Consider the following 20,818-nt stretch of genomic DNA (forward strand, 5'->3'; position numbering starts at 1 on the left):
GGCTGGTTTCCCGGTTTCTCCAAGAAGCCTTGGCGGGAAAAAAGGTTTGGGGTCGTGGGGTGTGGGTGGGCCGGTTTGGTTCCAACCCAAACCCCCCCCCCACGACCAACGCGACCGAACGCCCTACCGTCGGCGGTCCGACTCCAGTAGCGAGCGTCCCTCAGAAACCCACAGTCGCCTTCTGGATCTTCACCGGCTTGGCGGGCAGCCCATCCGCGGGCCCGTTCGGATCGGTCGGGATGATCCCGGCGGCCACGATCCGGTCCAGCACCTCCATGCCGCGCACGACCTTGCCCATCACCGAGTAGTTCTTCGGGATGTTCGCGAAGGAGTGCACGATGAAGAACTCGCTGCCGTTGGTGCCGGGGCCTTGGTTGCCCATGGCGATGGTGCCGCGTTCGTAGGTCTCAGTGCCGTCGACCTCGTCCGGGAACTTGTAGCCCGGCCCGCCCTTTTCGGCTTCGTAGATATCGCCGCACTGCAGGACGCCGAGGCGCGAGGAGTTCGTCAGGCGCCAGCACTGGCTGTGGTCGTAGAAACGTTGCAGCGCCAGGCTCGCCAGGTTGTGGACGGCGCAGGGGGCGGCGCCCGCGCGGTTCAGGCGCACGGTCACGGGGCCGTAGTTGAAGCGGAAGGTGACGTCGACGGTGCCACGCGTGAACGCGAAGGGGAGTGGGCGCAGCACCGGGCGGGCCGCAGGGTTTTCCGGCGTCGGCGTGAACTCGCAGCGCACGATCGGCACCGAAGACGCGGGTGCGGCGGTGGCCACTCCTGGCAGCAGGATGGCGGCGAGAGCGGAGACGACAGCGGTAGCACCCCAGCGCAGCTTCATGAGGGGGAACCTAACTCAAAAGGGTGGTCATCGGGTAGCGGTTCACGCGCGTTGGGGGTCGTGAGTGATTCAGGCCGTTAGAACGACCCAAATCACTCACGACAAGGAGCCGCCCATGCTCAGTGCCGCCTTCCTCGCCCTCGGTCTCGCCCTGACCGAGATCCAGCCTCACCAGGTCGACCACGTCGCCCTGCCCTGCGTCCAGGCGGGCCCGTCGGCCGACGACGGCGACACCGCCAAAGCGCTCAACCAGCAACTCGGCACCAAGATGCGCGGCTACATGAACCCCTACAACACTTCATGCGCCAGAGTCGTGGTCGAAACCGTCCAGAGAGCGGGCTTCAGCGACTACGCGGCGGCTATCGCGATCGCCACGGTGATCGTCGAGTCGAGCATCGCGAACCTCGACGGCGGGCATGGTGACTCCGTCGGCCTGTTCCAGCAACGCGCGAGCTGGGGGAATTTCGCGCAGCGGACCGACCCGGTCTGGGCGACCGGCAAGTTCCTCGCGGTGATGCGCCAGTTCTACCCGAACGACTCGTGGAAGACGGCCCCCATCGGGGACGTCGCCGCGGCGGTCCAGCGGCCTGCCGCCAAATACCGGCATCGCTATGGGGTCGAGGCAGGCGACGCGGTCAAGATCGTGAACGAATTGTGGGCCCAGGACGGCAATTGGCCCCCGTCCTCGAAGAAGAGCGGGGGCCGCTGAAGCCGTGATGGAACTACTTGCGCCAGGCCGTGCGCCGCTTGCGGATGTCCAGCACCAGCGCGAACATGACCACCAGCGACAGGCCGATCAGCCACAGGTTCTCGGTCCAGCCGTGGTGATTGCCGTACAGCATCACCAGCAGGACGATCGCGGTCAGCCATCCCGCGACTCGCGTCGCCTTCGGGAAGGAGCCGTGCCAGCCCCATTCGGCCGACGGTTCGTCGCGGGGATCGACGGTGTCGACGCCCACCCGGCCGCGCTTTTCGACCGCCTTGCTCGCCACGATCAACTCCTCAAGACCCGGTGGTTCACTTGCCCGCGAATGATCCCACACCTGGCTGCACGCGCCCGACGGGGCCCGCGCGACAATGACCCCCGATGACTACCTCGCGAAGTGTGCTCGTGCTCGGTTCGACCGGTTCGGTCGGCGCCCAGGCCCTCGACGTCGCGGCCCGTAACCCGGAGCTGTTCCGGGTCGCCGGGATCGCCGCGGGCGGCTCCGACCCCGCCGCGCTGGCCGCGCAGGCCCTGGCGCACCAGGTCGACGCCGTCGCCGTCAGCAGGCCGACGGCCGTGGAAGACCTGCAGCTCGCGCTGTACGCCGAGGCGCAGAAGCGCGGGTACAACCGCGGCGACTTCAAGCTCCCGCGCATCTTCGCCGGGGCCGACGCGGCGCTCGAGATGATCGACGCCGTCCCCGTCGACGTCGTCCTCAACGCGCTGCCCGGATCACAGGGGCTCCCGCCGACTCTGCGCGCGCTCGCCACCGGCGCCACCCTCGCGCTCGCCAACAAGGAGTCGCTGATCGCGGGCGGTCCGCTCGTGCTGGCCGCGGCCAAGCCCGGCCAGCTCGTCCCGGTCGACTCCGAGCACTCCGCGATCGCGCAGGCGCTGCGCGCCGGACGAGACGCCGAGGTCGCCCGGCTGGTCCTCACCGCGTCGGGCGGGCCGTTCCGCGGCCGTGAGCGCGCCGAACTGGCCGACGTCACCGTCGAGCAGGCGATGGCGCATCCGACCTGGTCGATGGGCCCGCTCATCACCATCAACTCGTCGACCCTGGTCAACAAGGGGCTGGAGCTGATCGAGGCGAAGCTCCTCTTCGACATCGAGACCGACCGCATCGACGTGGTCGTCCACCCGCAGTCGATCATTCACTCGATGGTGACCTTCGTGGACGGCTCGACGATCGCCCAGGCCAGCCCGCCGGACATGCGGCTGCCGATCGCGCTGGCCCTGCACTGGCCGGACCGCGTGCCCGGCGCCGCGGCCGCCTGCGTCTGGGACAAGCCCGCGAGCTGGACGTTCGAGCCGCTGGACAACGACGCGTTCCCCGCCGTCGAGCTGGCGAGGCACGCCGGAACCGTCGGCGGCTGCGTCCCGGCGGTCTACAACGCGGCGAACGAGGAACTGGTGGCCGCGTTCCTGGCACAGAACACCGGCTTCACCTCGATTGTGGACACTATTGCCCAGGTGGTGGAAGCCGCCGATGAATGGCGTCGCGAACCTCGCGACGTGGATGACGTACTAGCTGCCGAGCGCTGGGCTCGCGCGCGTGCCGGTGCGCTGATCGGTAAGGGGAAATAGCGCGTGCTCTGGTTCATTCTCGGGATCGTGCTGTTCGCGCTGGGTATCTGCCTGTCCGTCGCACTGCACGAGGCCGGTCACATGTGGGCGGCCAAGGCCTTCGGCATGAAGGTCCGGCGCTACTTCATCGGCTTCGGGCCGACGATCTTCTCCTTCCGGCGCGGTGAGACCGAGTACGGCGTGAAGTGGATCCCGCTCGGCGGGTTCTGTGACATCGCCGGCATGACCGCGCTCGACGAGGTGACGCCGGAGGAGTCGAAGCGCGCGATGTGGCGTTTCAAGACCTGGAAGCGCACCGTCGTGATGTCGGCGGGCTCGGCGATGCACTTCATCCTCGGTTTCATCATCCTGTACCTGATGGCCGTCACCATGGGCCTGCCGAACCCGGCCGCGCAGGCAGCCCCCACCGAAGCGGTGATCAGCGGTACGTCGTGCGCCCGTGCGGCCACGACCATGGAGCAGCTCAACGACACCAGCTGCCCGCCCGGCGCCCCGACTCCGGCGAAGACCGCCGGCCTGCAGGCAGGCGACAAGGTCGTCTCCGTCGCAGGCAAGCCGATCAAGACCTGGCGCGAAATGCTCGCCGCCGTCCAGGTCGCCAGTGGCCCGACGCCGTTCGTGGTCGAGCGGAACGGGCAGCGGCTCGACCTGACCGTCGACGTGCCGAGGGTGCAGCGACTGGTCGCCGACGGTTCCAACAACACCACGGTCAAGGACGTCGGCATGATCGGCGCCTCGCCGGTCCAGAACACCGCGCCCCCGCTGCTGACCTATGGCCCGGTCGACGCGGTCGGGGCGACGTTCTCCTTCACCGGCACGATGTTCTCCGAGACCGCCAAACGGCTGATCGAGTTCCCGTCGCGGATCCCCGCGGTGGTGGAGTCCATCTTCGGCGGCGAGCGTGACCCGAACACCCCCGTCAGCGTGGTCGGCGCCAGCCGGATCGGCGGCGAGGCGGCCGAGCGTGGCCTGTGGGAGATCTTCGTGCTCCTGCTGGCAAGCCTGAACTTCTTCATCGGCGTGTTCAACCTGCTGCCGCTGCTTCCGCTCGACGGCGGGCACATCGCGGTCGTCTGGTACGAGCGGGTCCGGGACTGGTTCCGGAAAATGCGCGGCAAGGCGGCGGGCGGTCCGGTCGACTACACGAAGCTCTCCGCGATCACGATGGTGCTCGTCTTCATCGGCGGCGCGGTGACTCTGCTCACCGTCACCGCCGACATCGTGAACCCGGTCAAGCTGTTCCAGTGACGGGGGCCGTCGATTACGGAGCGCGCTGTCAGGACGGTTGGGCTGCCCGGGTAATGCTGCTCACCGTGACGGCTGACGTCGTGCGTGTCCGCCGATCGGGGTAGGTACGCTTGAAGGCGTGACTGTCGCTCTTGGTATGCCAGCGCTTCCTCCTCCGGTCCTTTCCGAGCGTCGTAAGACCCGACAGCTGCAGGTCGGGCCGGTCGGCGTCGGTAGCGACCACCCGATTTCGGTGCAGTCGATGACCACCACCCTCACCTCCGACGTCAACGCGACCCTGCAGCAGATCGCCGAGCTGACCGCTGCGGGCTGTGACATCGTGCGGGTGGCGTGCCCGTCGGCGGACGACGCCGAGGCGCTGCCCGCGATCGCGCGGAAGTCGCAGATCCCGGTGATCGCCGACATCCACTTCCAGCCGAAGTACGTGTTCGCCGCGATCGAGGCGGGCTGTGCGGCGGTCCGGGTGAACCCGGGCAACATCCGCAAGTTCGACGATCAGGTCAAGGAGATCGCGCGGGCGGCGAAGGACCACGGCACGCCGATCCGGATCGGGGTCAACGCGGGTTCGCTGGACAAGCGGATCATGGACAAGTACGGCAAGGCGACCCCGGAGGCCCTGGCGGAGTCGGCGCTGTGGGAGGCGTCGCTGTTCGCCGAGCACGACTTCCACGACATCAAGATTTCCGTGAAGCACAACGACCCGGTGGTCATGGTGCGCGCGTACGAGATCCTGGCCGAGCAGTGCGACTACCCGCTGCACCTCGGCGTCACCGAGGCGGGCCCGGCGTTCCAGGGCACCATCAAGTCGGCTGTGGCGTTCGGTGCGCTGCTGCGCCAGGGCATCGGGGACACCATCCGGGTGTCGCTGTCGGCGCCGCCGGTGGAAGAGGTCAAGGTCGGGATCCAGATCCTGCAGTCGCTCAACCTCAAGGAACGCAAGCTCGAGATCGTGTCCTGCCCGTCGTGCGGCCGCGCGCAGGTGGACGTCTACACCCTCGCCGAGCAGGTCACCGCCGGGCTGGAGGGGATGGAGGTCCCGCTGCGCGTCGCGGTCATGGGCTGCGTCGTCAACGGACCTGGCGAGGCGCGCGAGGCCGACCTCGGGGTCGCGTCCGGCAACGGCAAGGGCCAGATCTTCGTCAAGGGCGAGGTCATCAAGACCGTGCCCGAACACGCGATCGTCGAGACGCTGATCGAAGAAGCCATGCGCATCGCCGAGGAGTCGGGCCAGACGATCGGCGAGGGGGAGCCCATCGTCAGCGTCGGCTGAACGGGCTGACTGGTCGAGACCACGCTAGGAAAGGTCCTTTCCTCGCAAATTTTGCAAGGAAAGGACCTTTCATGGCGCTTGGTGGCCCCGACCAGCCGAGGTTGTCTCAGCGTGTCTTAAAGCTTGCGTTCCGTTTAAGCCGCTCATCTGGCACCCTGGAGTGGTGTTGCGGCTTGCAGGTGCACGGCTGCTCGATGATCGGGACTATCCGGCGGTCCGTGCCGCGCTCGCCGCAGACCCGGTCGGCAGCTGCATGGTCAGTGCCAGGGTGGAGACGGCGGGTCTCGACCCCTGGCGGCTCGGTGGTGAGCTCTGGGCGGCCGATTCCCGTCCGGTCCGTGCCGGCCGACTCCAGGGCCTGTGCTTTTCCGGGCCGAATCTGATCCCCTTGCGCGGCAACGCCTCCGCTTTGCGTTCCTTCGCCGATCGCGCCCTGCGCCGCCAGCGCAGCTGCTCCTCGCTGGTGGGCCCGGCCGAACAGGTCCTCGGGCTGTGGGAAGAACTCGAGCCGGAATGGGGCCCCGCCCGCGAAGTCCGGCACGACCAGCCACTGATGGCGCTCGACGGGATCCCGGCCGTGGCCTCGGATCCGCTGGTCCGCCCGGTGCGCCCGGAAGAACTCGACCGATACCTTCCCTCCGCGATCGCCATGTTCATCGAAGAGGTCGGTGTCGATCCCCGCAACGGTGACGGCGGCGCCGGTTATCGCGCCCGGGTCGCGGAACTGATCGCAGCCGGTCGCGCGTTCGCGCGGTTCGAGGAGGGTGAGGTCGTCTTCAAGGCCGAGATCGGCGCGATGTCTTCGACGGTCGGCCAGATCCAGGGTGTCTGGGTGCATCCGGAACGCCGTAGCGGCGGTCTCGGCACGGCCGGGACGGCGTCCGTCGTGACCCGGCTCGTCCGCGGGATGAACCGCACCGCGAGCCTGTACGTCAACGCCTACAACGGCCCGGCGCTCGCCGCCTATCGCAAGATCGGCTTCCAGCAGGTCGGGCAGTACGCGACGGTTCTTTTCTGAGTCGGCGTTTCGACCGGGCGGAAACCGCCGGGACTGGCAGGATCCGGTGCATGCCAGCAGGTCGCCGTGTCTCCGTCGTCATGCTCGCGGGGGTGGTCGGCCTCGCGGCCGCCGGCTGCGGCCTGTTCGCCGATTCCGGTCCAGAAGACGCCATCACCGGCTTCCTGGACGGCCTCACCTCCGGTGACACCGCAGCCGCTGCCTTCTTCACCGATTCGCCGGACGCCGCGCGGTCGTCCCTGGAGATGGCGCGGAGGGCGCTTTCCCCGGAGTCGATCAAGGTCGCGGCCAAGAAGGTCCAGCACACGTCCGGCGCGGACAACGGGACGGCGACCTACGAGCTCACCTGGAACCTCCCGCGCGGCCGGGTCTGGACGTACAAGGCCGACGCCCAGGTGCATTCCACTCAGGACGGGTGGAAGGTGCGGTGGCTGCCGACGGCGCTTCACCCGCAACTGGCCGCGCAGCAGACCATCGCGCTGAAGCCCGAGCCGCCGGCTCTCGCCCCGGTCCTCGATCGCGACGGATTGCCGTTGCTGCGCCCGCAGACCGTCGTCAGCGTGGTGCTCGACCCGGCGAAGGCGGGGGATCTGGTCGCGGTCTCCGACAAGCTCGGCGCCGCGCTCAACCGCTTCGAACCGTCGGTGACCGGGCAGTCCATCCGTGACGGGGTGAAGACGGTCAAGCCCGGCGCCGGCTATCCGGTGATGATTCTGCGGGCGAACGACTACCAGCAGGTGAAACCCGAGATCTACGACCTGCCCGGCGTCCGGTTCAGCCAGCAGGACAGGCTGCTGCCCGATGACAAGAACTCCGGCAAGCAGGTGCTGCCCGCCGTCCGCTCGCTCGTCGAGGACCAGGTGGACGGTGCGGCGGGCTGGCGCGTGGTCACGCTCGACGTGAGCGGCGGCGAGATCGTCGACCTCCACGACGAACAACCCAAACCGGCACCCGCGGTCGTGAGCACGCTCAGTGTGAAGACGCAGGGATCGGCGGAGCGGGCGCTCGCCGCGCTCCCGACGGCCTCGGCGCTGGTCGCGATCCAGCCGTCGACCGGCGAACTCCTCGCCGTGGCACAGAACGCCCCGGCCGACGCGCAGGGCGCGATCTCGCTCAGCGGCCGGTTCCCGCCGGGTTCCACGTTCAAGGTCGCCACCGCCGTCGCGGCACTGTCCGCGGGCACGGTGCAGCCGGGCAGTCCGGTCGACTGCCCTGGCACGGCCACCTTCGAAAACCGGACGGTGCCGAACGAGGGCAAATTCGCCCTGGGTGTCGTCCCGCTGTCGAAGGCGTTCGCCCACTCGTGCAACACGACGTTCGCGAAGCTCGCGACGGACCTCCCGCCCGCGGCGCTGACCGACGCGGCGCGAGACCTCGGCATCGGTGCCGACTTCGTCATCCCCGGCGTGACCACGATCACCGGCTCGGTGCCGCCCGCGAACACCGTCGCGCAGCGCGCCGAGAACGGCTTCGGCCAGGGGACCGTCGTGACGAGCCCGTTCGGGCTGGCGGTCGCCGCCGCGACGGTCCAGTCCGGGAAGGTTCCGCTGCCGACGCTGGTGCGGGGGATGGCCGCGACGTCGTCCGGCCTCGGCAAACCGATCCGGCCGGAGGTGCTCGACGCCGTCCGCGGGATGATGCGGGAGGTCGTCACCGACGGCACGGCGACACTGCTCGAACCCCTGCCCGAAGTCCGGGGCAAGACCGGGACCGCCCAGTTCGGCGACGGGACGCGTGCGCACGGCTGGTTCGTCGGCTACACCGGTGACCTGGCGTTCGCGGTACTGGTCACCGACGGCGGGACGTCCAAACCGGCGGTCGAGGCGGCGCAGCGCTTCCTGACGGGACTCGGCTAGCGAGCAGGTCGTAGGCTGGGCTCATGTCCGTTCGTTCCCCCTTGAAGCCCGGCGTCCAGACGCCGAGGCGACTCGTCCCCGCCAGCATCGCCCGCCCCGAGTACGTCGACAGGCCGGCGCCGAAACGCGACACGGGCAACGGGGTCCGCACGCCCGAGGTGATCGAGGCGATGCGCGTCGCGGGCCGGATCGCGGCGCAGGCGCTCGAGGAGGGCGGCAAGGCCGTCAAACCCGGCGCGACCACGGACGACGTCGACAAGGTGATCCACGAGTTTCTGCTGGACCACCATGCCTACCCGTCGACACTGGGCTACCGCGCCTTCCCGAAGTCGTGCTGCACCTCGCTCAACGAGGTGATCTGCCACGGCATCCCGGACTCGACGGTGATCGAGGACGGCGACATCTGCAACATCGACGTCACCGCGTTCATCGGTGGCGTCCACGGCGACACCAACGCGACCTTCCTGGCGGGTGACGTCTCCGAGGAGGCGCGGCTGCTGGTCGAGCGCACGCGTGAGGCCACCATGCGGGCCATCAAGGCCGTCCGGCCGGGCAGGCAGCTCAACGTCATCGGCCGGGTCATCGAGGCTTACGCGAAGCGGTTCGGGTACGGCGTCGTGCGTGACTTCACCGGCCACGGCGTCGGGCCGGCGTTCCACACCGCGCCGACCGTCCTGCACTACGAGGAGCCGTCGGTCGACACGATCATCGAACAGGGCATGACCTTCACGATCGAGCCGATGATCACCCTCGGCACCATCGACTACGACATCTGGGCCGACGACTGGACCGTCACCACCAAGGACAAGAAGTGGACCGCCCAGTTCGAGCACACCCTCTTGGTCACCGAGGACGGCGCCGAAATCCTCACCCTGCCGTGAACTGGACTCGTGAGTGGTAATGACGGTTAGAACCGTCATTACCACTCACGAGCCCACCTGCTCAGTCTTCGTCTCGCTCCACCCGGGCCAGGAGTTCGTCGAGGAAACCGCACGCCTCGGTGGCGGCCCGGTCGGCGTCGCCGTCGGCGATGGCCTCGGCGAGCCCCTCGTGGCCGATCTCCGGCAGGTACTCGCGTCCCGGCGTCACGTTCGACGTCGCGGCCACGCTGGCCGTGATCACCTCGGTGAGCCCGCGGTACATCTCGGTCAGCAGCGTGTTGTGACCACTTTGGACGACGGCGAAGTGGAATTCCGCGTCGAGACGGGCGAATTCCTCCCAGTGGCGTTCCCGCAGTTCTTCGTTGCGGCGTTCGAGCAGTGACCGGAGAGCGGTGACCTCCTCTTCGGTCCGCGACACGGCCGCGAGCCGGGCGCCTTCGACCTCGAGAATGCGCCGCACCTGCAGCACCTCACGCAGCTCCGAACCGCACAATCGCCGGATCGCGCCCGAGACCTCGCTCGTCGCCCGCACGTAGGTGCCGTCGCCCTGCCGGACCTCGAGCAGCCCCGTATGCGCGAGCGCGCGGACGGCCTCCCGGACGGTGTTACGCCCGACCCCGAGCTGTCCCGCCAGCTCCGGTTCGGTCGGAATCCGCTGCCCGATGGGCCATTCTCCCTGCGTGACGGCGTCACGCAGCTGCTCGATGACCTGATCGACCAGGCCGGCACGGCGCGTGGTGGCCAATGGCACAGCGTTGTCCCTTCATCCAATCATCCTATGTATGTGATACTAGCCGACGTGCGTGTCGACTCCCGAGAATCCACATCCCCGTTCGATGACCGTCTTGAACTCGAAGGCGCGATCGAAACGGAATGGCGACCGGGAGTGCTCACCGGCGGCCTCCTGCTCGGTGTCGCGGTCATTCTGGTCGCCCTGAACCTGCGTCCGGCGATCACCAGTGTCGGCCCGCTGCTCGGCGACATGCGCGCCGACCTCGGCGCCACGGCGACCTGGGCCGGCGTGCTCACCACGCTCCCCGGTCTCTGCTTCGCCGCCGCCGGCCTCACCGCTCCCTTCCTGGCCCGCCGGTTCGGGGTCGGCGCCGCCATCGCGGCCGCGCTGTCGATCCTGGCCGTCGGCCTGGTGTTGCGGGTGCTCGACGGGCCGTACGTCGTACTCGGGGGAACCCTGGTCGCCACGGCCGGGATCGCCTTGGCCAACGTACTGATCCCAGTCGTCATCAAGGACTCCTTCCCGGCGCGTGTGGGCATGATGACCGGTGTGTACACCGCCGCTCTTCAGGGCGGAGGCGCCCTGGGGTCCGCGCTCACCCCTCCCTTGGAGAACGCGTTCGGCGGCTGGCGCCAAGGTCTCGGCGCCTGGTCGATCCTGGCGGTGCTCGCACTCCTCGTCTGGATTCTCGCAGCCCGCGGTGCGGGGCGTGCGACCGTCGACGAGGCAGGCAAGCAGGGTAGCGGGCGATCGCTCCTGCGTAGCCCGCTTGCGTGGATGGTCACGCTTTTCTTCGGCACTCAGGCCTTTTTGGCCTACGTCGTGATGGGCTGGCTGCCGGAGGTGATGATCGACGCCGGGGTGAGCAAGGGCGACTCCGGCCTGCTGCTCGGGCTGATCTCGCTGATCGCCGTCCCGATCAGCCTCGTGGTCGCGCCGATGGCGGCACGACACCGCAGTCAGAGCGCGTGGATCGTCGGGCTGGGTGTCTTCGGTTTCGCCGGAATGGTCGGCATGATGCTCGCCCCGAGCGCCTCGCCGCTGCTGTGGAGCATCCTGATCGGCCTCGGGATGAGCGTCTTCTCGCTCGCGTTGACGGTGATCGCGCTGCGGGCGCGCACCGGCGCGGACACCGCGCGGCTCTCCGGGATGGCGCAGGGCATCGGCTACCTGATGGCGGCCGTCGGGCCGTTCCTGTTCGGGCTGCTGCACGACCTCACCCACGACTGGACCGTTCCCTGGATCATGATGCTCGTGGTCTTCGCCGCGCAGATGACCTTCGGCGCCCTCGCCGGTCGTCGTCGCTTCGTCTGAACGCGTTCAAAAAACTTCTTGACCCCACGCCTGGCGGAGCCATACGCTGAGCGAGTTGAACCTGTTCAAAAACTCGGTTCTGGGGGTCGGCGGGGTGGAGGACCTGGCGTTCGGGGCGGCTCTGGCCTGCTTCGCCGCGGTGTGCGTGGCGGTGGCGCCGGTGCGGGAGGCGCCCGCTGTTTCGCCGTTCGAGTTCTACCGCGCCGTGGACCGGGTGTGCGTCCAGGTGTGGAAGGACAGTGGCGCGGATTTCGAGCGTTACTGGCCGGATCCGAAGGGGGACGCCGCGACGGAGCTGCGCAAGTGGCAGCACCACGTCGCGACGAAGGTGGACGACGCCAAGGACGTCCTCAAGGGGGCGACGGGGGTCCGCGCGGTGGCAGGAGGGGCGGCATCGGCGCGTGAGGAGTTCTTGGCGGCGATCCGCCGGTATGTCGAGGCGGGCGAGCGGTTCCAGCGTGACGGGGCCCGCTCGGCCACCTTGATGGGCGCCTCGGACACCCAGATGAACGCGGTGAGCGAGCTCGCGGCGCGGAACGGGGCCCGCGCCTGCGAACGCGTCATCTGAAGTGTCATGAGGGGTACCCATAGGTATGGGGACCCCTCATGACCTGCCTCCGCATTTAGAGGACTAAATGCGGGGCGCTCAGTCCAGTGGCAGGTTCAGCAGCGCGTTCTCGACCAGTTCCGGCATCGCCGGGTGGATCCAGTACTGTCCACGGGCCATGCTCTTCGCGTCGAGACCGAAGCTCATCGCCTGGATCAGCGGCTGGATCACCGACGACGCCTGCGGGCCGATGATGTGCGCGCCCAGCAGCTGCCCGGTGGCCGGGTCGGCGAGCAGCTTCGCGAAGCCGGTGGTGTCCTCCATCGCCCAGCCGTAGGCGATACCGGCGTAGTCCTGGTGCGACGTCACGTACGAAACGCCTCGCTCGCGCGCCTCGCGTTCGGTCAGCCCGACCGAAGCGACCTGCGGCGAGGTGAACACCGCGTGCGGCACGAACCGGTGATCGGCTTCGATCCGCTCGTCCGGATGCAGCAGGTTGTGCTGCACGACGCGCTGCTCGTGGTTCGCGACATGCTTCAGCTCGAAGACCGACGAGATGTCGCCGAGCGCGTAGATCCCGTCGACCACGGTCTGCTGGTATTCGTCGACCACGACGTGCCCGCGCTCGCCGGTGGTGACGCCGGTGGCGGCGACGTCGAGGAGGTCCGAGTTCGGCGTGCGGCCGGTGGCGACCAGCAGCACCTCGGCCTCGACGGTCTCGGCGCCCTGAGGTCCTTCGAGGTCCAAAGCGACCCCCGACGAGGTCTTGCGGGCGCGGACGGTCTTCCGGTCGAGCCGGACGTCGAACCGCTGCGAGGCCAGTTCGGTGAACCGGGCGCTGACGTCGTCGTCCTCGGAGCGCAGCAGCGCGCCGGACCGGTTGACCACGGTCACCTTCACCCCGAACGAGGCGAAGACGTGCGCGAACTCGGCCGCGATGTACCCACCGCCGAGGATCACGATGTCGGCGGGCAGTTCGTCGAGGCGCATCACCGTGTCGGAGGTGTGGTAGCCGGTTTCGGCGAGCCCGGGGATGTCCGGGATCACCGGGCGGCCGCCGGCGGCGAGCACGAACCGGTCGGCGGTGATCGTCTCGGCCGGGCGGCCGTCGGAGTAGCTGACCCGGAGTTGCTTGTGGCTGGTGAAGCGGCCTTCGCCCTCGTACACGGTGACGTTCTTGTTGTCCTCGTGCTCGACGCGGTACTCGCGCCCGCCGGCGGCGATCGGGTCGATCCGCCCGAAGACACGGTCGCGGACGTCGCGCCAGCGGACCCCGGTCAGTTCCTCGTCGACGCCGAATTTCGCCGACGACGCCGGTGTGGCCGCGACGTTGGCGGCGTGCACGAACATCTTCGTCGGGATGCAGCCCACGTTCAGGCAGGTGCCACCGAACGTGCCCTTCTCCACGATCGCCGTGTTCAAGTCCGCGAAACGCGGGTCGAGGATCGAGTTACCCGATCCGGTACCGACGATCACCAGGTCGTAGTGGGGCACGCTGTCTTCCTTTGCGGCGGGAGCGGGGTGGTTCCGACTCTAGCCAACCTGTCACGGTGACCGGTTGTTCCCGCTCGCGAACGAAGGTCCACCCGTTTCAGTGACACCGCATCAGGCCTTCTCCGATTAGGGTATTCGCGATCGCTTGTGTACGCGCTGGAGTCGTTTGATCACGACCACCATGATCGCGATGGCCCAGTGCCGCGGCGCCCCGGCCCCTGCCACCAGATGGCAGTACGTACGCCCCGGTGAAGGGACAGAACATGCCCAAGAAGTCACATCGCACCCTGCTGCTAGCTGTCGGAGCGGTACTCGCGACGGCCGTGATGGTGCCGATCGCGGTCACCAGCGCGTCGGCGGACGACAGTGCGGTGAGCGGGCCGGAAAAGGCGGCCGAGCCGAGGATCGTGGGCGGTGAAAAGGCTTCGGTCTCCCAGTACCCCTACTCGGTCTACCTGGCTGACCGCGGCGGCAACCAGTATTGCGGAGCGGTGATCGTCAGTTCCACGACGGTCGCGACGGCGGCGCACTGCGCGGTCGCGGTCGACCGCGCCGACGTCCGGGTGGTCGCGGGACGCGAGGACAAACGTACGAAGGACGGGGTGGAACTGCGCGTTTCGCGAGTCTGGGTCAGCCCCGACTACAGCGGTGATCCCGCCAAGGGCGACGACATCGCGGTGATGACGGTCAGCGGCCAGCTGCCGTATCGGCCCGCGAAGGTCGCGAACAGCGATGACGTCAGCCTGTACAGCGAGGGGACGAAGGCGACGGTCCTCGGCTGGGGCCGTGTCGCCGACGGTGGCGCGCGTTCGGACTACCTCCGCAGCGCGGTCGTTCCGGTGGTCAGCGACACGACCTGCCGAAGCGCGTACTCGGGCTACGACCCGAGCGACATGGTGTGCGCCGGGTACCCCGAAGGCGGGATCGACGCCTGTCAGGGCGATTCGGGTGGCCCGCTCGTCGTGGGTGACACGCTGATCGGGATCGTTTCGTTCGGCGAAGGCTGCGCGAAGCCGAACAGGCCGGGCGTCTACACCCGGGTCTCGCACTACGCGAACGAGATCTCCCGGCAGAACAGTCGAGGGCTGATCGGCTGATCGATGCCTTCTTCACGCCCGATGTGCTACCAAGTGGGGCGTGACCACCGACACCCCGATCACCGAGACCACGTCGTTTCCGCTGTCCGTCGCCGGTGACGAGATCACCGCCGCTCAGTTGCACGACATCCTCCGCCTGCGCGTGGACGTTTTCGTCGTCGAGCAGGAGTGCGCCTACCCCGAGATCGACGGGCGCGACCTCCTGCCCGGCACCCGTCATCTCTGGATCGGTGGTTCCGTCGCCGTCGACTCGTACCTGCGGGTGCTGCAGGACGCGGGCGGCACCTTCCGTATCTCCAGGGTGTGCACGGCCGTCCGCGCCCGCGGGAAGGGACTGGCGGGGCGGCTCATGGAGACCGCGCTCGCGGGGATCGGGAACGCGGCGTGCGTGCTCAACGCGCAGACGTACGCGAAGGACTTCTACGCCAAGTACGGATTCGTGGCCGAAGGCGACGAGTTCTTGGAGGACGGGATCCCGCACATCACGATGTGGCGCCGGGAGGTGCGGTAGCCGTGATCACCCCGACCGCGCGGTCCACATCGGCCTCGGTGAGGTCGGCCCGCGCGGTCAGGCGCAGGCGGGAGATGCCGTCGGGTACGGACGGCGGACGGAAACAGCCGACCCGGACGCCCTGATCCGCGCACGCGGCGGCCCACGCGACGGCCGCTTCGGGGGACGGCGCCTGCACGGAGATCACCGCGGCGTCCGGGAGACTGACCCGAAACCCCGCCGCTTTCAGTTGCATCGCAAGGTTTCCAGCCGCGTCGGTCACCTTGGTGGCCAGTTCCGGCTCGGCCTTCAGCGCGGTGAGCGCGGCCAGCGCGGCGGCGGCACTGGCGGGCGCGAGCGCGGTGTCGAAGATGAAACTACGCGCGGTGTCCACGAGATGCTTGATCACGCGACGCGGCCCGAGTACCGCTCCGCCTTGTGCGCCAAGGGATTTCGACAGCGTGATCGTGGTGACGACGTCCGGCGCGCCGGAGAGTCCCGCCGCGTTGACCGCACCGCGACCGCCCTCGCCGAGGACGCCGAAGCCGTGGGCGTCGTCGACGAGCAGTGACGCGCCGTGCTCCCGGCAAACCGCCGAGAGTTGCTCCAGCGGCGCGATGTCGCCGTCGACGGAGAACACGGAATCGGTGACCACGAGCGCGCGCGGTTTGCGGCGGGTCGCGAGGGCGTGCTTGAAAGCGTTCGGATCGCTGTGGGCGACCGCGGCGATGTCCGAGCGGGACAGCCGGCAGCCCTCGATCAGCGAAGCGTGGATGTACTTGTCCGTGACGATCGCGGAATCCGCGCCGGACAGGGCCGTGACGGCGCCGAGGTTCGCGGTGAAGCCGGACGAAAAGACCAGCGCGGCCTGCGCGCCGCAGAAGCGGGCGAGTTCGTGCTCGAGTTCGACGTGGACCTCGGTGGTGCCCGAGACGAGACGGGAGCCCGTCGACCCGGCACCCCAGCGCAACGCGGCGGCCGCGGCCGCACCGGCGACGCGCTTGTCGCGGGCGAGCCCGAGGTAGTCGTTGCCGGCGAGATCCAGCTCCGGTTCCTGCGCCTGCCGGACGCGCAGCTTGCGCACCAGCCCGGCCTCGGCCCGCTTCTCCGCCTCCACGTCGAGCCAGTCGAAGACCTGGTCGGCAGGGAGGTACTGGGGAACGGGGGCGGGAGAGTTCACGTCCCGCAGTCTCCCATCCGGCGTTCGGCGCCGGGCGTGGTGGTCCCCACAGCGAACGCAATGAAGGGGCCTTTCATCGCAAATTTTGCGATGAAAGGCCCCTTCATTTCACGCTTGGAGCCGGACCAGACCGGCTTCAGTCACTTCAGCTGTCGAAGCTGCGACGCGGGCGTCCGCCCGGCCGCTGCGGACGGCCGCTGCCGCCGCCGGACTCGTTACGCCGCGGACGGCCGCGGAAGCCGCCGGGACGGCCGCCTTCGCGGTGACCGTGACCCTCGCGGGAACCCTGGTAGCCGCCGCGGTCGCCGCCACCGTAGCCGCGGCCACCGCCGCGACGCGGGGACTCACGACGACGCTCGATGACCGGCTCGCCGCTGGGCTGCTGCGCACCGGTGATCCGAGCGAGCTCGGCGTCGCCCGGGCGGACCGTGGTCTGCTCGGCGCGGACACCGGCGCGGTCGGTCATCCGGCGCACCATGCGGCGCTGGTCGTGGGTGACCAGCGTGACCACGACACCGGACGCCCCGGCGCGCGCGGTGCGGCCCGCGCGGTGCAGGTAGTCCTTGTGGTCGGCGGCCGGGTCCACGTGCAGCACCAGCGAGATGTCGTCGACGTGGATACCGCGCGCGGCGACATCCGTGGCGACGAGGACCGGGGCGAAGCCCTCCTTGAAGTCCGAGAGGACCCGGTTGCGCTGCCCCTGGGTCTTGCCGCCGTGCAGTGCGGCCGCGTGGACGCCCTTTTCGCGCAGGCGCTCGGTGAGACGGTCCACGTGGTGCTTGGTGCGGACGAACATGATCGTGCGGCCCTCGCGGGCGCCGATCTCGGTGATGACGTCCTGCTTGTCCTGGTGCGACACCTGGAGCACGTGGTGATCCATGGTGGTGACGCTGGCGGTCGACGGGGCGACCGAGTGCGTGACCGGGTTGGTCAGATACGCGCGGACCAGGCGGTCGACGTCACCGTCGAGGGTGGCGGAGAACAGCAGGCGCTGGCCGTCACGCGGGGTCAGGTCGAGGATCTCGCGAACCTGCGGCATGAAACCCATGTCGGCCATCTGGTCGGCTTCGTCGAGTGCGATGAAGGTGCAGTCCGACAGCGACGCGGTGCCCTGCCGAACGTGGTCCGACAGCCGGCCGGGGGTGGCGATCAGCAGGTCGACGCCGCGGGAAAGCGCGTCGGCCTGACGGGTGAAGGCCATGCCGCCGACGGCGGTGCGGCACCACAGGCCGAGCGACTTGGCCAGCGGGGTCAGCGAGTCGGCGACCTGCATGGCCAGCTCGCGGGTCGGGACCAGGATCAGCGCGCGGGGGTGCTTCGGCCGGGCGCGGCCGCCGTTGAGCCGGGTCAGCATCGCGAGGCCGAAGGCCAGGGTCTTGCCGGAACCGGTCTGGGCGCGGCCCAGCACGTCGCGGCCGGCGAGCGCGTCGGGGATGGTCGCCGACTGGATGGGGAAGGGGGTGGTGATCCCGCCCTCGGCCAAGGCCTTCAGCAGCGGGTCGGGAAGCCCGAGCTCCGCCCAGGTCGTGGCCTTGACACTCTCGACGGCGTCGTTGTGCAGCATCGAGTCACCCGAGGGGCGGGTGCGCGGCTGGCGGTGCTGCCGAGCCGACGGCGAGGTGGGGCCGGAGTTGAACGTGACTGTCACAAATACCTCTCGGACGTGGTACGTCACAAGGAGGCCCGGGCTGCCCGCGCGCAAGCAGGGCAAGATGGTGTGCACAGATGGGCGTTCACAGGGACGAACCCGGCACACCGCGTCTGCATGACACCGCGCGCCAATTGGTTGATACGGATACCGCGAGCCATTCGGTTGGCTTTGGAGGCGACGGACACCACTCATCCACGCCGCCGATTGCGGTCTAGCACTACTGTACCGGACCGTTATCCGGCCGCCCAACGCGAGGGACCGATTGTGGGCAGGGTCTCCACGACGGCGCTCGCCGGGGATGTCGGGAAAGGGTCTTCCGTGCCGGATTCCGCCCTGGAAGACCCTTTCCTGACACTGTGGACAGTCGCTCAACTTCCCTGACAGGTCACCGGCGGCTGCACCGGATTCGTCCCCGCCGACTCGACGACGAGACCGAACGTCGTCTCCCCGTCCGGCGCGATCGCGCCGTTCCAGTTCGCGTTCCGGACGTTCACCACGTTCCCCGCTTGGCTCAGCGTCCCGTTCCACACACTGGCGATCCGCTGCCCGGCGGGCAGCACCCAGCCCGCCAGCCAGCCACCGTAGGCGGTCGTGCCGTGGTTCATGATCGTCACGGTCGCCTGGTAGCCGCCGGACCACGAGTTCGTGACGGCGAACATCGCCATGCACGAACCGCCGGTGGGCGGCGGGGAGGTGGGCGTGGTCGACGAGGGCGGCGTGCCCGGTTCGCTGATGCCGGTCACCTCGCCGTTGCCGCCGTCGAAGACGACGTCGGAGCAGCCGTAGAACGTCTCGGCGCTGTCGGAGCGTTTCCACACCGAGTAGATGACGTGCCGTCCCGTCTTGTTCGTGGGCAGCGCGCCGCTCCACTTGTACTGGCCCTCGACACTGCCGACGGGACCGGTCACCGGGGGATGGTCCACGGTCAGGAACGGCTGGTCTTCCAAGTCGTCCCAGCGCAGCGGCCGGTTCGGATCCCAGCCGTCCTTGGTGACGAAGGTGTAGAACCAGCCAGGATGCGCGGCCCACGCGTTGTAGGAGAAGTCGAACGTCGCCCCGGCCGTCAGATGTGTGAGCGGCCAGTCGCCGACGCCGTCGAACCCGGCGAACCCGGGATTGCCGCCCGAACACAGTTGACCGTCGGGGATGAAGCCGCGCGTACGCCCGGCGCCGTCCGAGCGCAGGACGGAGAACCAGTTGTAGAGCGAATTCGCGCCGCTCGTCCGGACGGCGGCGGAGCACGCCGGGTTGTGCGGGACGATCTCACCGGTCGGGGACAGGCCGTCCTTCCAGCAGAGGAACGTGCGGCTGCCCGGTTTCATCATCGCGCCGTGCGCGGCGGCGGTGCCGGTGTTCAGCACCACGGCGAGCACGCTCGCCAGTAGCACGGTCACGACGGCCAGGACGGTACTTCGTTGTTTCGTCACGTCGGCTTCGCCCTTCTCCCATGCGGACATGGCCGCCTGGTGGTGGCGGCCGGTGTGTATGGGAGCGCTCCCAGTAGGGAGGGTATGACACTTCCGGGTGGCGGGGAAGAGCTTTCAGCGGTCTCGAAGCGCGAGTGTCATAAGGGGTCCCCATCGGACCGATTTCGTCCTATGGGGACCCCTTATGACACGTCGGCACACGTCAGCGCAGCCCGGCGATCTCCCGCAGTTCCTCGATCAGCTCCGGGACCGCCGTCAGCCGCTCCGGCAGTCCTCGCGAGTGGAACCAGGTGGCGATGTTCCGCACGTCGCGCGCGAGGAACTCCAGTCCACCGGGGTTGGCCACGATGTCGACCACCTGCGGGAGGTCGATCACCATGATCCGCTCGCGGTGGACGAGCAGGTTGTACGCCGAGAGGTCGCCGTGCGCGAGCCCTTGCGACGCCAGGAGTTCCAGCATCGCCGAGGTCTGGAACCACAGTTCCCGCAACTGCTCCGGCTCCGGCCGGACCTGTGCCAGCCGCGGCGCGGCCGTCTCGCCGTCGCCGAGGAACTCCAGCAACAGCTCGGTACCGTCACGCTGCACCGGATACGGCACCGGCGCGCCGACCGCCCAGAGTTTGCTCAGCGCGGAGAACTCGGCCACCGCCCACTGTTCGGCGATGAGGTTGCGACCGAAGCTGCTGCGCGACTCCATCGCCCGCATTTCGCGCGACCGCCGCAGCCGCCTGCCTTCGAGATAACCGGCGTCACGGTGGAACAGCCGGTGCTCCCCGCTGCGGTACCGCTTGGCGGCCAGCACCGTGCCCGGCGTGTCGGGCAGGCCACGGCGCACGAGGTGGACGTCGGCCTCCTTGCCGGTCTTGAGGATGCCGAGTTCGGTGTCCACCGCCGCGAGTTCGGTGATCACCCAGTCCGGCCGCGGATACGGCCCGTGCTCGGCTTCGCCCCAGGTGCTCCAGCGGTCGCCGCCACCGGGGATGGCGGTTTCGGTGTAGGCGTCTTCACGCAGCCGGGCGAGCCGGACGCGTTCGGCCTCGGTGAGCCGTCCGCCGCGGGTGGGTTCGGGTTCGTCGTCGAACCGGCCGCGCCGGGCACGACGAGGACGGTCGATCTTTTCGAAAGCGTGTGATTCTTCGAGATCGTGCTTGCGCACTGGTGGGTTCTCCTAGTCAGGGTGCCCCACCGGGCGAGCGTGGTCGCGCTCAGCCTCGAGGGGCGAGTGGATGGGGGCGGCAAAGGCCCCGGACAGTCATCAGCACGAGGCACCTCCCTGTCGCATCCACCGGCTCCTGCCGGATCGCGCACGATCATGACGGACGCCTCCCGGCGGCCGCAACCGAATTAATGTGGTGAGGCGAAGACCGCGTGCGGTGAGGCGTTGGTCGGGACGGTCGTGAGTGGCGATTCGGGTTCCAACCCGACTCCCCACCCACGACCACCTGGACCGACGGCCTTGCTGGCGTGAAGTACATGATGGCCCCCTT

19 protein-coding genes are annotated in these 20,818 nt (G+C 68.9%); 11 read left to right on the plus strand and 8 right to left on the minus strand.

The window, feature by feature from the left end; all coding sequences use genetic code 11:
• Nucleotides 1-160: 160 nt before the first annotated feature.
• Nucleotides 161-832, minus strand: a complete 672-nt coding sequence (locus ACZ54P_RS37010) for a peptidylprolyl isomerase (RefSeq protein ID WP_465466267.1) — start codon at nucleotides 830-832, stop codon at nucleotides 161-163.
• Nucleotides 833-947: 115 nt separating this feature from the next.
• On the opposite strand from ACZ54P_RS37010, the gene ACZ54P_RS37015 reads away from it, so the two are divergent.
• On the plus strand, nucleotides 948-1,541 hold the full coding sequence (locus tag ACZ54P_RS37015) for a hypothetical protein (protein ID WP_465466268.1): 594 nt from the start codon (nucleotides 948-950) through the stop codon (nucleotides 1,539-1,541).
• 13 nt (nucleotides 1,542-1,554) lie between these two features.
• Here ACZ54P_RS37015 and ACZ54P_RS37020 read toward each other — a convergent pair whose 3' ends face one another.
• Complete coding sequence (locus ACZ54P_RS37020; RefSeq protein WP_465466269.1) at nucleotides 1,555-1,824, minus strand: DUF2631 domain-containing protein; 270 nt, start codon at nucleotides 1,822-1,824, stop codon at nucleotides 1,555-1,557.
• 95 nt (nucleotides 1,825-1,919) lie between these two features.
• Here ACZ54P_RS37020 and dxr point away from each other — a divergent pair, with 95 nt between their 5' ends.
• The 6 genes from dxr to map all read left to right on the plus strand — a co-directional run bounded on the left by dxr (nucleotide 1,920) and on the right by map (nucleotide 9,398).
• Entirely contained in the window at nucleotides 1,920-3,125 is a 1,206-nt protein-coding gene (dxr, locus tag ACZ54P_RS37025) for a 1-deoxy-D-xylulose-5-phosphate reductoisomerase (protein WP_465466270.1), read from the plus strand.
• 3 nt (nucleotides 3,126-3,128) lie between these two features.
• Nucleotides 3,129-4,373, plus strand: a complete 1,245-nt coding sequence (locus ACZ54P_RS37030) for a M50 family metallopeptidase (RefSeq protein ID WP_465466271.1) — start codon at nucleotides 3,129-3,131, stop codon at nucleotides 4,371-4,373.
• A 118-nt stretch (nucleotides 4,374-4,491) separates the two neighbouring features.
• Nucleotides 4,492-5,643 carry a flavodoxin-dependent (E)-4-hydroxy-3-methylbut-2-enyl-diphosphate synthase gene (gene ispG / locus ACZ54P_RS37035; protein WP_465466272.1) on the plus strand — a complete coding sequence of 384 codons (1,152 nt, stop codon included), beginning with the start codon at nucleotides 4,492-4,494 and terminating at the stop codon, nucleotides 5,641-5,643.
• A 163-nt stretch (nucleotides 5,644-5,806) separates the two neighbouring features.
• Nucleotides 5,807-6,661: a GNAT family N-acetyltransferase gene (locus ACZ54P_RS37040; protein WP_465466273.1), complete on the plus strand. Its 855-nt coding sequence runs from the start codon at nucleotides 5,807-5,809 to the stop codon at nucleotides 6,659-6,661.
• A 50-nt stretch (nucleotides 6,662-6,711) separates the two neighbouring features.
• Nucleotides 6,712-8,517: a penicillin-binding transpeptidase domain-containing protein gene (locus tag ACZ54P_RS37045; RefSeq protein ID WP_465466274.1), complete on the plus strand. Its 1,806-nt coding sequence runs from the start codon at nucleotides 6,712-6,714 to the stop codon at nucleotides 8,515-8,517.
• Nucleotides 8,518-8,540: 23 nt separating this feature from the next.
• A complete protein-coding gene (gene map / locus ACZ54P_RS37050) occupies nucleotides 8,541-9,398 on the plus strand; it encodes a type I methionyl aminopeptidase (protein ID WP_465466275.1) in 858 nt (285 codons plus the stop codon).
• Between the two features lie 61 nt (nucleotides 9,399-9,459).
• Here map and ACZ54P_RS37055 read toward each other — a convergent pair whose 3' ends face one another.
• Nucleotides 9,460-10,149 carry a FadR/GntR family transcriptional regulator gene (locus tag ACZ54P_RS37055; protein WP_061984391.1) on the minus strand — a complete coding sequence of 230 codons (690 nt, stop codon included), beginning with the start codon at nucleotides 10,147-10,149 and terminating at the stop codon, nucleotides 9,460-9,462.
• Nucleotides 10,150-10,197: 48 nt separating this feature from the next.
• Here ACZ54P_RS37055 and ACZ54P_RS37060 point away from each other — a divergent pair, with 48 nt between their 5' ends.
• Together ACZ54P_RS37060 and ACZ54P_RS37065 are read left to right on the plus strand one after the other, a co-directional pair.
• Complete coding sequence (locus ACZ54P_RS37060) at nucleotides 10,198-11,445, plus strand: CynX/NimT family MFS transporter (protein ID WP_465466276.1); 1,248 nt, start codon at nucleotides 10,198-10,200, stop codon at nucleotides 11,443-11,445.
• Nucleotides 11,446-11,500: 55 nt separating this feature from the next.
• Nucleotides 11,501-12,013, plus strand: a complete 513-nt coding sequence (locus ACZ54P_RS37065) for a hypothetical protein (protein ID WP_465466277.1) — start codon at nucleotides 11,501-11,503, stop codon at nucleotides 12,011-12,013.
• A gap of 78 nt (nucleotides 12,014-12,091) precedes the next feature.
• Here the strand turns inward: ACZ54P_RS37065 and ACZ54P_RS37070 are convergent, their stop codons facing one another.
• On the minus strand, nucleotides 12,092-13,486 hold the full coding sequence (locus tag ACZ54P_RS37070; protein ID WP_465466278.1) for a mycothione reductase: 1,395 nt from the start codon (nucleotides 13,484-13,486) through the stop codon (nucleotides 12,092-12,094).
• A 263-nt stretch (nucleotides 13,487-13,749) separates the two neighbouring features.
• On the opposite strand from ACZ54P_RS37070, the gene ACZ54P_RS37075 reads away from it, so the two are divergent.
• Together ACZ54P_RS37075 and ACZ54P_RS37080 are read left to right on the plus strand one after the other, a co-directional pair.
• Nucleotides 13,750-14,583 carry a S1 family peptidase gene (locus ACZ54P_RS37075; protein WP_465466279.1) on the plus strand — a complete coding sequence of 278 codons (834 nt, stop codon included), beginning with the start codon at nucleotides 13,750-13,752 and terminating at the stop codon, nucleotides 14,581-14,583.
• Nucleotides 14,584-14,623: 40 nt separating this feature from the next.
• Nucleotides 14,624-15,094 carry a GNAT family N-acetyltransferase gene (locus tag ACZ54P_RS37080; RefSeq protein WP_465466280.1) on the plus strand — a complete coding sequence of 157 codons (471 nt, stop codon included), beginning with the start codon at nucleotides 14,624-14,626 and terminating at the stop codon, nucleotides 15,092-15,094.
• Here the strand turns inward: ACZ54P_RS37080 and ACZ54P_RS37085 are convergent.
• The 4 genes from ACZ54P_RS37085 to ACZ54P_RS37100 all read right to left on the minus strand — a co-directional run bounded on the left by ACZ54P_RS37085 (nucleotide 15,066) and on the right by ACZ54P_RS37100 (nucleotide 20,487).
• Entirely contained in the window at nucleotides 15,066-16,253 is a 1,188-nt protein-coding gene (locus ACZ54P_RS37085) for an 8-amino-7-oxononanoate synthase (RefSeq protein ID WP_465466281.1), read from the minus strand. The two genes, ACZ54P_RS37080 and ACZ54P_RS37085, sit on opposite strands and share 29 nt — an antisense overlap.
• A gap of 145 nt (nucleotides 16,254-16,398) precedes the next feature.
• On the minus strand, nucleotides 16,399-17,901 hold the full coding sequence (locus ACZ54P_RS37090) for a DEAD/DEAH box helicase (protein WP_465466282.1): 1,503 nt from the start codon (nucleotides 17,899-17,901) through the stop codon (nucleotides 16,399-16,401).
• A 371-nt stretch (nucleotides 17,902-18,272) separates the two neighbouring features.
• Nucleotides 18,273-19,361, minus strand: a complete 1,089-nt coding sequence (locus ACZ54P_RS37095) for a lytic polysaccharide monooxygenase auxiliary activity family 9 protein (protein ID WP_465466283.1) — start codon at nucleotides 19,359-19,361, stop codon at nucleotides 18,273-18,275.
• A 172-nt stretch (nucleotides 19,362-19,533) separates the two neighbouring features.
• Nucleotides 19,534-20,487 (minus strand): serine protein kinase RIO, encoded by a 954-nt coding sequence (locus ACZ54P_RS37100; protein WP_465466284.1) that lies wholly within the window; start codon nucleotides 20,485-20,487, stop codon nucleotides 19,534-19,536.
• Nucleotides 20,488-20,818 lie beyond the last annotated feature (331 nt).

This window comes from Amycolatopsis sp. NPDC034160 (assembly GCF_055575355.1).